Genomic DNA, 13180 nt, shown 5'->3' on the forward strand with positions numbered 1-13180 from the left:
AGAATGTTCACGAACTTTCCGTTCTTTCCGGAGGCGGCGTCGGAACAGGCAGGGCAGGTCGATGCCCTGTACTTCTTCCTCGTCGCCGTCACAGCGTTCTTCATGGCGCTCGTCGGCATCCTCGTGGTGGTGTTTGCGATCAAATTCCACCGCAAGCACGCCGACGAGGTCGGCGTCGAGATCCACGGATCGCTGGTGCTCGAGCTGCTGTGGACGTTCATCCCGCTCGGCATCACCATGGTGATGTTCGTGTGGGGCGCGCAGGTCTTCTTCCACATGACCCGCCCGCCGAAAGGCGCGATGGACATCTACATCGTCGGCAAGCAGTGGATGTGGAAGGCGCAGCACATGGACGGCGCACGCGAGATCAACGAGCTGCACGTGCCGCTGGGCGTCCCGGTCAAGCTGACGATGGGCTCGGAAGACGTCATCCACAGCTTCTTCATCCCCGATTTCCGCGTCAAGGCGGACGTGATCCCCGGGCGGTACAACACGTTGTGGTTCACGGCGACCAAACCGGGGCGCTATCACCTGTTCTGCACGCAGTACTGCGGCACCAAGCACTCCGCGATGATCGGCTGGGTGACGGTGATGGAGCCGTCCGACTATCAGGCGTGGCTCGGCGGCGGACCGGTCAACGGGTCGATGGCCGACAACGGGGCGAAGCTGTTCCAGGATCTGGCCTGCGCCACCTGCCATCTCGAGAACGGCCAGGGCCGCGCGCCGTCGCTGAAGGGTGTCTACGGCAGCACCGTCACACTCACCACCGGGCAGACCGTCACCGCCGACGACGCCTACGTCCGGGAGTCGATCCTGAATTCGCAGGCGAAGATCGTCGCCGGCTATCAGCCGATCATGCCGACGTTCCAGGGCCTCGTCTCGGAAGAACAACTACTCCAGCTGATCGCCTACGTGAAGTCGCTCGGCGGCAACCAGCAGGGGGCGACGAAATAGTCATATGGACACCACCGCAACACCCACGCTCAATTACCTGAACAACGGCCACGGCCTCAAGTCGTGGCTGTTGACGCGGGATCACAAGCGGATCGCGCTGCTCTACCTGTGGTCGGTCACCGCCTTCTTTTTCCTCGGCGGCTTCTTCGCGCTGATGATCCGGCTCGAGCTGCTGACGCCGGCGTCGGATCTCGTCCAGCCCGACACCTACAACAAGCTGTTCACGATGCACGGCATCGTGATGGTGTTCTTCTTCCTGATTCCGTCGATTCCGGCGACGCTCGGCAACTTCCTCATCCCGATCATGATCGGCGCAAAGGACCTGGCGTTCCCGCGCATCAACCTGCTCAGCTGGTACATCTACATTCTCGGCGGCCTGTTCACGATCACCGCGGCGCTGACCGGCGGCGTCGACACCGGCTGGACCTTCTACGCGCCCTACAGCACGACCGCGTCGAACTCGAACGTCATTCTTGCCGGCCTCGGCATCTTCATTACCGGCTTCTCGTCGATCCTGACCGGCCTGAATTTCATCGTCACCGTCCACCGCATGCGCGCGCCGGGGCTGACCTGGTTCCGGCTGCCGCTCTTCGTGTGGTCGCACTACGCGACCTCGCTGATCATGATCCTCGGCACGCCGGTCATCGCCATCACCGTGCTGCTGGTGGCGGTCGAGCGCGGCCTTCACCTCGGCATCTTCGACCCGGCCCTCGGCGGCGACCCGGTGCTCTTCCAGCACCTGTTCTGGTTCTACTCGCACCCGGCCGTCTACATCATGATCCTGCCGGCGATGGGGGTGGTCAGCGAGCTGGTGCAGGCCTTCGCGCGCAAGAACATCTTCGGCTACGCGTTCGTGGCGTTCTCGAGCCTGGCGATCGCGATCATCGGCTTCCTGGTCTGGGGCCACCACCTGTTCGTGTCCGGCCAGTCGACATACGCAGGCCTGGTGTTTTCGATCATCTCGATGTTCGTGGCGATTCCGTCGGCGGTGAAGGTGTTCAACTGGACGGCGACGCTCTACAAGGGGTCGGTCTCGTGGGATTCGCCGATGCTCTACGCCTTCGGCTTCATCGGCCTGTTCACGATCGGCGGACTGACGGGGCTGTTCCTGGCGACGCTCGGCATGGACATCCACATGCACGACACCTACTTCATCATCGCGCACTTCCATTACGTGATGGTCGGCGGCGCCATCTTCGGCTTCCTGGGCGGCCTGCACTACTGGTGGCCGAAGATCACCGGCCGCATGTATCCCGAGGGCTGGGCCAAGTTCGCCTGCCTGAACATCTTCATCGGCTTCAACCTGACGTTCGGGCCGCAGTTCATCGTCGGCTACCTGGGCATGCCGCGCCGCTACGCGATGTACGCGCCGGAATTCCAGGTGTGGAACGTGCTCTCGACCGCAGGCGCCACCATCCTCGGCATCGGCTACCTGATCCCGATGGTGTATTTCACGTGGTCGATCTTCAAGGGTGAGATCGCCAGTGCCAACCCGTGGGGCGCGCGCGGCCTGGAGTGGGAGATCCCGTCGCCGCCGCCGACCGAGAACTTCCTGGTCACGCCGATCGTGACCCACGGCACGCATCAGTACGCTCCGAGCCATGAGGTCGGCATTGTCTGAGCAGCAGTTCCCGCAATACCCGGCGCCCGTGGCGATCCAGCCGGCGCCCGCGCCCGAGCACGCCCACCACCCGTGGCTGCAGCACCATTTCGACAACATGGAGCAGCAGGCCGAGGCCTCGACGCTCGGCATGTGGGTGTTCCTCTCCACGGAAATCCTGTTCTTCGGCGGCCTGTTCATGGCGTATCTCGTCTACCGCCATGCGTCGCCGGAAGGGTTCCAGGAGGCGAGCCACGAGCTCAATCGCTTCTGGGGTACCACCAACACGCTCGTCCTCATCTGCAGCTCGCTGACGATGGCGCTGGCGGTGCGCGCCGCGCAGACGGGCCAGTCGCGCAAGACACAGGTCGGCTGGCTGCTCGGCACGATGGTGTTCGGCGTCGGCTTCCTCGGGATCAAGGCCATCGAGTACTACGACAAGTTCGTGCACCATCACGTGCCGGGCCCCTACTTCCATTGGGAAGGCATGTATCCGAAGCCGGCGGAGCAGTTCTACTCGCTCTACTTCGCAATGACGGGGCTGCATGCGCTGCACATGATCATCGGCCTCGGCATCATGGCGGTAATTGCGGTGATGGCCTGGCGCGGCATCTTCGACGAGGAGTACTACACGCCGGTCGAAGTCGCCGGCCTCTACTGGCACTTCGTCGACATCGTCTGGATTTTCCTGTTCCCGCTGCTCTATCTCATCGGCGGGCACTTCAAAGGCTAGCGGGGCTCGCGCATGAGTGGACACGTCGCACCGAAATCGATGTATGTCGGAATCTGGTTCGCGCTGGTCGTCGGCACCGTGCTGACGGTGGTGGCGGCAGAAGTCGACATGGGCGCGCTCAACAACGTCGCGATGCTGCTCATCGCCTGCACCAAGGCGGCGCTGGTCATCCTCTTCTTCATGCACGTCCGCTGGAGCACCCGCCTGACCTGGGTGGTGGCCGCGTCCGGCTTCTTCTGGCTGCTCATCATGTTCGGCCTGACGATGCAGGATTACCTGACCCGCGGCTGGGTTCCGGGCACCTGGCGCTGACGCCCTCCGAGCGCGCGCCATTTACCGGCTGATATCCTCCACCGGCCGGAAGCCGTGACCCGGCCTGTCCGCCGGCTCCGTATTGTCTATACTGGATGGTCCCGAACGACTATTCAGTGGCGGACGTCGGGCCACGGGCATTCTCCAAATGAACGATCTCTCAAAGGATCTGGCGGCGCTGCGCATTTCGCAGGACGACCGCGGCGGCGGCCGGGGCAAGCCCATCGCCGTGGCGATCGTCGTCCTGCTCGTGCTCGGCCTGGGCGGCTTCGGCGCCTGGTACTGGGCGACTGCGCTGCAGGCGGCCACGGTCAAGATCGCGCTGGCGACGGCGAAGGCCGGCGGCGCGAACGCCCCGAGTGCCGTGTTGAACGCGTCTGGATACGTGGTCGCACGGCGGCGCGCGACCGTGTCCTCGAAAGTCACCGGCAAGGTGATGGACGTGCTGATCGAGGAAGGGCATCCGGTGAAAGCCGGCCAGATCCTCGCCCACCTCGACGATACCCAGGCGCGCGCCGCGCTGAACCTCGCGCAGGCGCAGCTCGCCGCATCGAAGAAGGGCTACGCCGAGGACGAAGCGAAGCTGGCTGAAGCGGAGCTCAACCTGCAGCGTCGGCAGGCGCTCCTGAAGGAACGGGTCGTCGGCCAGGCTGAGGTCGACGACGCCCGGTCGGTGGTGGATTCGACCAAGGCCCGCATCGCCTATGCCCAGCAGCAGATCGGCGTGGCCGAGCGCCAGGTCGAAATGCAGCAGACCAATCTCGACGACATGGTGGTGCACGCTCCGTTTGCCGGGATCGTCATCTCGAAGGACGCGCAGCCGGGCGAGATGATCTCGCCGGTGTCAGCGGGAGGCGGCTTCACGCGCACCGGCATCGGCACCATCGTCGACATGACCTCCCTCGAGATCGAAGTCGACGTCAACGAGACGTACATCAACCGTGTGGTCAACAATCAGAAGGTCGAGGCAACGCTCGACGCGTATCCCGACTGGCATATTCCCGCGCATGTGATCACGACGATACCGTCGGCGGATCGGCAGAAGGCGACGGTGAAGGTGCGGATCGGGTTCGAATCGCTCGATCCGCGGATCCTGCCCGACATGGGCGTCAAGGTCGCGTTCCTGAAGGACGCGCCGCCGGCCGGACAGGCGCCGGCTGTCCCGGCCGTCCTCGTGCCCAAGACCGCGGTGAGGAGTTTCGACGGCCGGGCGGTGATCTTCGTGCTGAACGAGGACCGGGTCGAGCGGCGGGCGGTGAAGACCGGCTTCGACAGCGGCGATCAGATCGAGGTGGTCTCCGGCATCCGCACCGGCGAGCGCGTGGTGACGGACGGGCCACAGACGCTGAAGGACGGCGACAAGGTCAGAATCAGCCAGCAGTAAGAGTCGGCAGTAAGGCAGTCAACAGTCGCAGGAGCGCATGCCAATGTCTCAATCCCTGGTGCAGGTTCGCGGTCTTCACAAGGTCTTCCAGCGTGGCGGACAGCGGATCGACGTCCTGCAGGGCGTCAATCTCGATATTCCCGAGGGGGAGTTCCTGGCGCTGATGGGCCCGTCGGGATCGGGGAAGACGACGCTGCTGAACCTGATCGGCGGCCTCGACACGCCGTCGGAGGGATCGCTGGCCGTTGCCGGCGATCGCATCGACAACCTGTCGGGCGGACGCCTGGCGGCGTGGCGGGCGCGCCACATCGGTTTCGTCTTTCAGCTCTACAACCTGCTGCCGGTGCTGACGGCTGCACGCAACGTCGAATTGCCGCTGCTGCTCACCAAGCTGTCCAAGTCGGAGCGGCGGAAGCGCGTCGAAGTCGCGCTCAAGGCGGTCGGACTCAGCGAGCGGATGCACCACTATCCGCGCCAGCTCTCGGGCGGCCAGGAGCAGCGCGTCGGGATCGCGCGCGCCATCGTCACCGATCCGACGCTGCTCCTGTGCGACGAGCCGACCGGCGATCTCGATCGCAAGGCCGGCGACGAGATCCTCGACCTGCTGCAGGCGCTCAATCGCGACTACAAGAAGACGATCGTCATGGTCACGCACGACCCGCACGCGGCGGCGCGGGCGACCCGGACGCTGCACCTGGAGAAGGGCGTGCTGGTCGGCGAACAGGAGGCGGTGGCATGAAGTTCTTCCCGATCGTCTGGCGCAACCTGCTGCGCCGCAAGTTCCGGACGATCTTCACCATCGGCGCGGTGTTCTTCGCCTTCCTGCTGTTCGGCGTGCTGATGGCGATCCGTTCGGCCTTCGGCATGAACATCCAGCTGGCCGGACAGGAGCGGCTGATGGTCATCGACAAGGTGTCGATTATCAATCCGCTGCCGGCCAGCTACGAATCGCAGATCAAGCAGGTGCCAGGCGTCACCGACATCACCCACGCCAACTGGTTCGGCGGCTACTACCAGGATGTGCGCAATCAGTTCGCGACCTTCGCCGCGGACCCCGAGAGCTGGCTGCGCGTCTACAGTCACGAGTACGAGCTGTCGGACGACCAGAAGAAGGCGTTCATCGCGGATCGTACCGGCGCCATCATCGGCATCGACACGGCGAAGAAGTACGGCTTCAAGCTCGGCCAGAAGGTTCCCATCAACGGCACGATCTACCGCCGTCCGGACGGCGGCCCGTGGGAATTCACGATCGACGGCATCTACGACTCGAAGATCAAGGGGGCGGACAAGACGCAGCTGCTCTTCAACTACTTGTACCTGCGCGAGACGATCCCTGAACAGAGCGGTTTCAGGGACAAGTACAACTGGTACGTGCTCACGGTCGACAATCCTGACAAGTCGGCCGACATCGCCGGAAAGATCGACGCGATGTTCGCCAACTCGCCGGCGGAGACCAAGACCAACACCGAGAAGGCGTTCGTCGCCGACTGGGCCAAGCAGATCGGCGACATCGGCCAGATCATGATGTGGATCGTCGGCATGGCGATGTTCACCATCCTGCTGGTCACCGGCAACACCATGGCCCAGGCGATCCGCGAGCGGACCAACGAGCTGGCGGTATTGAAGACGCTCGGCTTTCCCGACCGGCGCATCCTGTGGATGGTGCTGGCCGAGTCGGTGCTGATCGCGGTGGCGGGCGGCGGCGCTGGACTGGTGCTGTCCTACGTGCTGATTACCGTGATGGGCGACCCGACCGGCGGACTGCTGCCGGCCTTCTACTTCCCAACCCCGTCGATTTTCGTCGGCGCGGTGCTGGTGCTGGCGCTGGGACTGGCCGCCGGCCTCCTGCCCGCGTGGCAGGCGGGCCGGCTGCGCATCACCGACGCGCTGAGGAGAAACTGATGTTCTCGCAGATCGTCGCAGTCACCTCGGTCAACCTGCGCTCGATCCGCGTCCGGCTCGGTTCGTCGAGCGTCGCGGTGATCGGCATCGCCGGCGTCGTCCTGGTCTTCGTCGCGGTCCTCTCGATCGCCGAGGGCGTGGCGACGACGATGAAGGCCTCGGGCGATCCGAATACGGTGCTGATCCTGCGCGCCGGCAGCGACACCGAGATGACCAGCGGCCTGCCGGGCGATCAGACCAGAATCATCCAGGACGCGCCCGGCATCGCGCGCGACGGGTCGGGCACCCCGATGACCTCGCCCGAGCTGTTCGTCGTTGTCGATCACCCGCTGAAGCGCTCGGGCACCTCGGGCAACGTGCCGCTGCGCGGCGTGACCGAAGAGGCGTTCAAGGTCCACAAGAACCTGAAGATCGCCGAAGGGCGGAACTTCCAGCCGGGGCAGAACGAGATCATCGCCGGCCGCGCCGCGTCGCGCCAGTTCGAGGACCTCACCGTCGGCCGCCAGATCAAGTGGGGCGAAAACACCTGGACGCTGGTCGGCATCTTCGACGACGGCGGCTCGGTCTCGGAATCGGAGCTGTGGTGCGACGTCAAGGTGCTGCAGCCCGCGTATCGCCGCGGCAACAGCTACCAGTCGGTGTACGCGCGCCTCGCCTCGCCCGATTCGTTCAACGAGCTGAAAGACTCGCTGACCTCGAACCCGCAGCTGCAGGTGACGGCGATGCGCGCGCCCGAGTACTACGGCAGCCAGACGCAGACGCTGCAGACGATCGTCCGGATCATCGGCGGCATCATCGGCGTGCTGATGGGGGTCGGCGCGGTGTTCGGCGCCGTCATCACCATGTATACGGCGGTGGCGAGCCGCACCCGCGAGATCGCCACGCTGCGCGCGCTCGGGTTCGGCAGCGTTCCGGTCGTGATCTCGGTGCTGGTGGAAGCCGCGCTGCTGGCGCTGCTCGGCGGCGCGATCGGCGGCGCGATCGCCTATCTCGCGTTCAACGGCTACGAGACGGCGACGATGAACTTCCAGTCGTTCAGCCAGATCGCCTTCAAGTTCGCGGTAACGGGGCCGCTGCTGGCCAAGGCCCTCTTCTATGCCGTCCTGATGGGCCTGGTCGGCGGGCTGCTGCCGGCCATTCGCGCCGCCCGCCTGCCGATCATCACGGCGCTTCGCGAGCTCTGAGCCGACCGTAGTAATTCCAGACAACCAGCGACCTCCCGACGTACGGATCTCAGCCGGCGAACGGAGGCCTGTCTGCGTGGCTCATAGGCCGTAAATATTTACGATGCCGCTATTTACGGGTTGCCATGGCGATTTGCCTGCGCGCGTGATTCGACGGTACACCAGTTGCAATTTTCCCCAGTGAAATACCAGGAAGAAAACGGCGGACGGAGGGACTCATGCGCATCGACGACGTACTTCAGCGAATCCAGGGGGAGTTCACCGAAATGCCTGGACTTCGGTTGACGCCGGCGCAGGCGCAGCGGCTCTGGGGACTGGATAGCCAGATCTGCGACCAGCTGCTCGAGGCGCTGGTCAAAGCGAACTTCCTGTCGCAGACGCGTGATGGATCGTTCATGAAGACCGACGGCGGGCCGACGCGATTCGCGCCCCGCACGGCGGCATAAGAAGGCGGCTTCAACAAGAGCCAAGAATCACCCACCGAGCCGACCGGCTGACCACCTCCCTAGTCAGCCACACAAGCCGGCTTGTTTCCTCGTTCCCGGGCGCCTGCGGCCCGCGGCCAGGTTCCGATCGGGGGTTGAAGGCGAAGGTCTTCAACCCCCGACTCGATCCATGACTTCGCTGTTAGTGCGAAGGGTGCTAAAGGCGCCCACACCCTTAGCACCCTTCGCACCTCTAGCACCCGCACCTTTAGCACCCTTGGCGCCTTTAGCACCCTTGGCACCGCTTGAACGGCGCAACCAGCCCCTGCGCCGTCTGAATGTAGATCGTGAGACGGTCGCCTGGCCGTTCGTACACCGGCGTCCCTCGATACTCGCCAACTCTTGCGAAGTCTGGGCTGAGATCGACGGCTTTTCCGGCCGAGACCCAGCGGCGGCCGTCGTAGTCGAACCAGACGCTATTGATGCCTTGCGGCTGCGCTTGCGACGCCGGCCGGTTCGTCACTGTCGCGGGACGCCTGCCGGCGGCCACTGGTTGCGTCGGGGCGGTGGACCGCGTGGTGCCGAGGCTGCCGACAATCGGGACGGCCGGGGACATCGGCTCGGGCTCTCTGGCAGGGCCAACGTCGTAGGATCGCGCGAAGGTCGGGGGGGCCGCCGCCTGCACGACGTAACCTTCGGGCGTCAAGGCAAGGCCGGAGGACGGCTGCGTCGGCAGCAGAGGCGCGCGGCTGCCGACGCTGCCCGACAGCATGCCGGTGCGCGGTCGCTCGTAGGGCTGCAGGCGGCCGCCGCCGATCGGAACGAACACGATGCTGTACGGCTCGAGCGTGGTGTCGGTGTAGAGCGGGATGCCGCGGTACGAACCCCCTCTGACCATCTGGTAGGGATTGAACGCCTCAGGGGCGCCCACGGGATAGTAGACGTCGCCGTTCCACGCGATGGCGTCACCGGCGCGATACCACTTCTCGTTCTCGGCGGTAACCAGCGGTGGCGGCGTCGGTTGCCACATCACCTGCGCCTGAACGGCTGGGCTCAGCAGGAGCAGAAAGAGAACCGGCAGTGCTCGACCGCGCATATGACCTCCGCGATCGTAAGGTCACGTTCCGTGCCGGGTTCGTGGCGCCCTGCCGGGGCGACGGCACCTGCGGGTCTACGTGGACGTCCTCATCCCTGGCGCTTCTTCCAATAGCGCGCGAGCCCCTGGTACGAATAGTTGAGTCCCCCGGCGCGCACGTAGTCGGTCGCGTCGGTTTCGCCGATCTTCCGCTCGATTTCGAGAAACGCCTCGGCCACGAATCGCCGTTGGCGTTCGGCGTCGTCCACCGACTGATCGGCGAGCAGCCGCTTGACGCTGCGGCTCCAGGCATCGACGTTCTCGAACATGGCCTGGAGGTGCTGGCGCGCGCCATGGCGAGGGCCGAAGTGCGTCAGGAACAGCGTGTCGGAATCCCACGAGAGGATCTTCGCCGAGCTGTCGTGCCAGGCGTCGAGGTCGATGTCGGGCGGCGGCGTCGGCGGCATGACGTAAGCGCTGGTGCCGCGGCAGATGCCCGCGGTGTCGCCGACGAACGCCACGCCCGACGCCGGATCGAAATACGACACGTGATGCGAGGCGTGACCGGGTGTATAGGCGGTCTCGATCTCGCGCCCCACGACCGTGAGACGCTCGCCGCCTTCAATCACCTTCAGTCGCGCCTGGTCGACCGGTTCGACCTCGCCCCACAGCCGTTCCATGTCTTGCTGGTAGAGCCGGCCGGCGCTCGCCAGCAGCTTCGTCGGATCGATGAGATGCGGCGCGCCGCGCTGGTGGACGACGACCTCGATGTGCGGAAACTTCGCGAGGATCGACCCGATTGCCCCGGAGTGATCGAGGTGGATGTGCGTGATGAGGATCTGCCGGACGTCCTCGAAGCGGATCCCCTTGCGCGTCAGCGCGGTCGTCAGGTTGCCGAGCGTCGTCGACGGTCCGGGATCGATCAGCGCCACGCCAGCAGGCCCGTGCAGGATCGCGGTGGCGATGATCTCCGGGCGGCCGAGAAAATTGAGGTCGACGTAGTCGAGTCCGGCGGCGAGCGGCGGCATCCCCCGATCTTATGCGACCGGCGGTCGAGCGGCTGCCAAAAGGCCTCCTCTCATCGAACGCGAGCGGAGCGCAGCAACGCGAGCCACGCGAACGGAGCGTGCCGGCGAAGCGGAGCGCGAGAGAGCGTGTCAGGGAGTCCGAGGCGCGATGCCCCTCGGATAATTATGTCCGATACGCCTGACGGCCGACGCCCTGGACGTGGATGCCCTGCGCGGGCATCACCTCGTGCTGCAGCGCGTACATGCACGCCGCCGCCTCGTCGATGTGGCGGACGAACGCGACCGATCCCTGCAGGATCGGCGTGACTCGGGCGCGATCCTGGATGCGCGCAGGCGGGAACTCGTGCTCGACGATCAGATAGGTGTTGGCGACGTCGAGCTTCAGCAGTTCGCGCGCGGCGAGCTGGTGATCGAGCCAGTCGACCGTACGGTTCTGGAGGTAGGCGAGCGGATCGTGGCGCGCGGTGCCGGGCAGCTCGTGCTCGGCGAGCGCGACCTGCTTCTTCCAGGCGTTGCCCTGGTCGGCCGGATTCTCCGACACCTTGCCGTTCTTCCAGTCGCCGCGCTCGACGGTCTGGCCGCCGGCGCCCCACGCCGACCAACCCTTGGCGTCGACGACCTGCCCCTTGACGTGGAAGCCGCCGATCAGGAAGTCGTAGCCGGTGTCCTTCAAATACTGGAAGATCGACCGCGTGTCCTGCCCCATCAGGATCGCGTGCGACGGATCGTAGTGGATGCGGAACTGGTCGCCGACCCCGTGCTTCTCGCAGATCTTGTGCAGGGCGATCCACGTGCCCGGTGTGTAGGCGATGTTGTTGTGCCAGTTGTCGCCGGTCGTCCAGCCTGGCATCGGGCACTGCTCGACGCGATAGGTCAGGCCGCGAAACTTCGCTTCCTTCAGCAGCGGGACGAACCATTGCTCGAAGTCGACCAGATTCTCGTCCATCGACCGCTGCTGGTTGCGGCCGACGAAGCCGCACACCGCGTCCACGCCGAGGAGCGCGGCCGCGTCGAATACGCCTTTCATGAAGGCGTGCTTCTTGCCGCGCACCGCCGCGTCGTGGTGCAGCATGTTGTCGAAATAGCCGATGTCGGAGATGCCGACCGCGTTCGCCGCGAGCGCCTTCTGGACGCGGGCGGCGCGCGCCTTGTCGAACGGCTTGCGCAGGTCGAGCGTGTTGGCGACCGGATCGAGCATGGCCTCCGGCGGGACGTCGCTCTCCGACGGGTGCAGCGCCGCCGACAGCTGGATGTAGGGCGCGCCGATCTCGGCGGCGAAGCCGACCCAGTCCTCGATCGCCCGATCCGGATCGGGATCGCGCACCTCGCGTGGCGTCAACTCCTGCAAGGCGGCGGTGAGCACGCCCACCTTCATGAACTTCGGTTCGAACGCTTTCGTGCTCATCTCAGTATTCAACCCTGGTCCAGGCGCCGGCCTTCGCGCTCTTCAAAATCGCTTCGACGACGCAGTTGGCGCGGTAGCCGTCTTCGAACGTGGCGAACGTCGGCGGATGCGGATCCGACGGCGACTTGCCGGCCGCGATGAAGCCGTAGATGTCGCGCATCAGGTTGCAGAAGGCGTCGGCCCACGCCTCCTGGTGGCCGCCCGGCAGGTGCGCGTAGCCGGCGACGGCGGGATCGAGCAGCGAGGGATCCTTCTGCAGGATCTGGTTCGGACCGTCGCGGTGACCGATCCACAGCTCGTTCTGCGCTTCCTGCGTCCACTTCATCGACGCCTTGCTGCCGCAGACCTCGACCTGCAGGTCGTTCTTGTGGCCGGCGCAGATCTGGCCGACCGAGAACGCTCCCTTGGCGCCGCTGTCGAAGCGGACGAGCACGGACGCGAGATCCTCGACCTTGATGTCGACCTCCGTGGTGGCGCCGCCGCTGTCGGTCGCGAACGCCTCGCGCGATCCGGTCGGCTTCTTCCGCTTCTTGATGGTAGTCGTGATTTCGCCGAGTACGTCGGTGATGCGCAGGCCGCTCATGTGCTGGGCCAGGTCGCACCAGTGCGATCCGATGTCGCCGAGCGCCGAACTGCTGCCTCCCTTGTCGGGCTCGAGACGCCACGAGTAGTCGGTGTCCTTGAGCAGCCAGTCCTGGATGTACTGGCCGTGCACGAAGGTCGGTGTGCCGATGTCGCCGCGCGCGATCGCCAGGCGCGCCTGCTGGACGAGGGGGTTGCCGCGGTAGTTGAAGGTGACCGCGTGCACGATGCCGGCCTTCGTTGCCTGATCGAGCAGCGACTTACCTTCCGCCGCCGTCATCGCCAGCGGCTTGTCCGAGACGACATGCTTGCCTTTGGCGATCGCCGCCGCGGTGACCGCGTAGTGCAGGTGGTTCGGCGTGGCGTTGTGCACGACCTGCACCGCCGCATCGTCGAGCAGTTCCTGGTACGAGCCGTAGGCCTTGCTGACGTACAGGGCGTCGGCCTTTGTCTGCGCCGAGGCCTGGCTGCTGCCGGCGACCGCGACGATGTCCACGTAGCCGAGACGCCGAACGGCGTCCACGTGATGGGGTCCGACGAATCCGGCCCCGACCAAACCCATGCCGATGCGCTTCATAAACATCGGCGATCATATC

General features: G+C 65.4%; 13 protein-coding genes. 9 read left to right on the plus strand and 4 right to left on the minus strand.

The genetic code is table 11. The features are described from left to right. Positions 1–3 precede the first annotated feature (3 nt). The 9 genes from coxB (at position 4) to VGI12_03990 (ending at position 8515) form a co-directional block, all read left to right on the plus strand. Complete coding sequence (gene coxB, locus VGI12_03950; protein HEY2431804.1) at positions 4–954, plus strand: cytochrome c oxidase subunit II; 951 nt, start codon at positions 4–6, stop codon at positions 952–954. Positions 955–958: 4 nt separating this feature from the next. Further along, the gene (gene ctaD / locus VGI12_03955) at positions 959–2575 is read left to right on the plus strand and encodes a cytochrome c oxidase subunit I (GenBank protein HEY2431805.1); all 1617 of its coding nucleotides are present in this window, start codon (positions 959–961) and stop codon (positions 2573–2575) included. Next, positions 2556–3287: a cytochrome c oxidase subunit 3 family protein gene (locus VGI12_03960; GenBank protein ID HEY2431806.1), complete on the plus strand. Its 732-nt coding sequence runs from the start codon at positions 2556–2558 to the stop codon at positions 3285–3287. Before ctaD ends, VGI12_03960 begins: the two co-directional genes overlap by 20 nt. Positions 3288–3299: 12 nt before the next feature. Beyond that, complete coding sequence (locus tag VGI12_03965) at positions 3300–3599, plus strand: cytochrome C oxidase subunit IV family protein (GenBank protein HEY2431807.1); 300 nt, start codon at positions 3300–3302, stop codon at positions 3597–3599. Positions 3600–3747: 148 nt separating this feature from the next. After that, entirely contained in the window at positions 3748–4983 is a 1236-nt protein-coding gene (locus tag VGI12_03970) for an efflux RND transporter periplasmic adaptor subunit (protein ID HEY2431808.1), read from the plus strand. 43 nt (positions 4984–5026) lie between these two features. Further along, positions 5027–5722, plus strand: a complete 696-nt coding sequence (locus tag VGI12_03975) for an ABC transporter ATP-binding protein (GenBank protein HEY2431809.1) — start codon at positions 5027–5029, stop codon at positions 5720–5722. Continuing rightward, entirely contained in the window at positions 5719–6885 is a 1167-nt protein-coding gene (locus VGI12_03980; GenBank protein HEY2431810.1) for an FtsX-like permease family protein, read from the plus strand. The genes VGI12_03975 and VGI12_03980 overlap by 4 nt, the downstream gene beginning before the upstream one ends. After that, a complete protein-coding gene (locus VGI12_03985) occupies positions 6885–8069 on the plus strand; it encodes an ABC transporter permease (GenBank protein ID HEY2431811.1) in 1185 nt (394 codons plus the stop codon). Before VGI12_03980 ends, VGI12_03985 begins: the two co-directional genes overlap by 1 nt. A 218-nt stretch (positions 8070–8287) precedes the next feature. Continuing rightward, entirely contained in the window at positions 8288–8515 is a 228-nt protein-coding gene (locus VGI12_03990; GenBank protein HEY2431812.1) for a hypothetical protein, read from the plus strand. 265 nt (positions 8516–8780) lie between these two features. On the opposite strand, the gene VGI12_03995 is transcribed toward VGI12_03990, so the two are convergent. The 4 genes from VGI12_03995 to VGI12_04010 form a co-directional block, all read right to left on the minus strand. Then, the gene (locus tag VGI12_03995; GenBank protein ID HEY2431813.1) at positions 8781–9590 is read right to left on the minus strand and encodes a hypothetical protein; all 810 of its coding nucleotides are present in this window, start codon (positions 9588–9590) and stop codon (positions 8781–8783) included. Positions 9591–9679: 89 nt separating this feature from the next. Next, complete coding sequence (locus VGI12_04000) at positions 9680–10597, minus strand: MBL fold metallo-hydrolase (protein HEY2431814.1); 918 nt, start codon at positions 10595–10597, stop codon at positions 9680–9682. A 163-nt stretch (positions 10598–10760) separates the two neighbouring features. Further along, on the minus strand, positions 10761–12002 hold the full coding sequence (locus VGI12_04005; protein HEY2431815.1) for a TIM barrel protein: 1242 nt from the start codon (positions 12000–12002) through the stop codon (positions 10761–10763). Position 12003: 1 nt separating this feature from the next. Further along, a complete protein-coding gene (locus VGI12_04010) occupies positions 12004–13167 on the minus strand; it encodes a Gfo/Idh/MocA family oxidoreductase (GenBank protein HEY2431816.1) in 1164 nt (387 codons plus the stop codon). Between the last annotated feature and the right edge of the window lie 13 nt (positions 13168–13180).

The organism is Vicinamibacterales bacterium, assembly GCA_036496585.1.
Taxonomy (GTDB): domain Bacteria; phylum Acidobacteriota; class Vicinamibacteria; order Vicinamibacterales; family 2-12-FULL-66-21; genus JAICSD01.

Excerpts from the sequence above, each read along its gene's own strand:
- VGI12_03975 (HEY2431809.1), top strand. The coding sequence starts at position 5,027 with ATGTCTCAATCCCTGGTGCAGGTTCGCGGTCTTCACAAGGTCTTCCAG.
- ctaD (HEY2431805.1), top strand. The coding sequence starts at position 959 with ATGGACACCACCGCAACACCCACGCTCAATTACCTGAACAACGGCCAC.
- VGI12_03990 (HEY2431812.1), top strand. The coding sequence starts at position 8,288 with ATGCGCATCGACGACGTACTTCAGCGAATCCAGGGGGAGTTCACCGAA.
- VGI12_03960 (HEY2431806.1), top strand. The coding sequence starts at position 2,556 with ATGAGGTCGGCATTGTCTGAGCAGCAGTTCCCGCAATACCCGGCGCCC.
- VGI12_03965 (HEY2431807.1), top strand. The coding sequence starts at position 3,300 with ATGAGTGGACACGTCGCACCGAAATCGATGTATGTCGGAATCTGGTTC.
- VGI12_03980 (HEY2431810.1), top strand. The coding sequence starts at position 5,719 with ATGAAGTTCTTCCCGATCGTCTGGCGCAACCTGCTGCGCCGCAAGTTC.
- VGI12_03970 (HEY2431808.1), top strand. The coding sequence starts at position 3,748 with ATGAACGATCTCTCAAAGGATCTGGCGGCGCTGCGCATTTCGCAGGAC.
- VGI12_04005 (HEY2431815.1), bottom strand. The coding sequence starts at position 12,002 with ATGAGCACGAAAGCGTTCGAACCGAAGTTCATGAAGGTGGGCGTGCTC.
- VGI12_03995 (HEY2431813.1), bottom strand. The coding sequence starts at position 9,590 with ATGCGCGGTCGAGCACTGCCGGTTCTCTTTCTGCTCCTGCTGAGCCCA.
- coxB (HEY2431804.1), top strand. The coding sequence starts at position 4 with ATGTTCACGAACTTTCCGTTCTTTCCGGAGGCGGCGTCGGAACAGGCA.
- VGI12_04000 (HEY2431814.1), bottom strand. The coding sequence starts at position 10,597 with ATGCCGCCGCTCGCCGCCGGACTCGACTACGTCGACCTCAATTTTCTC.
- VGI12_03985 (HEY2431811.1), top strand. The coding sequence starts at position 6,885 with ATGTTCTCGCAGATCGTCGCAGTCACCTCGGTCAACCTGCGCTCGATC.
- VGI12_04010 (HEY2431816.1), bottom strand. The coding sequence starts at position 13,167 with ATGTTTATGAAGCGCATCGGCATGGGTTTGGTCGGGGCCGGATTCGTC.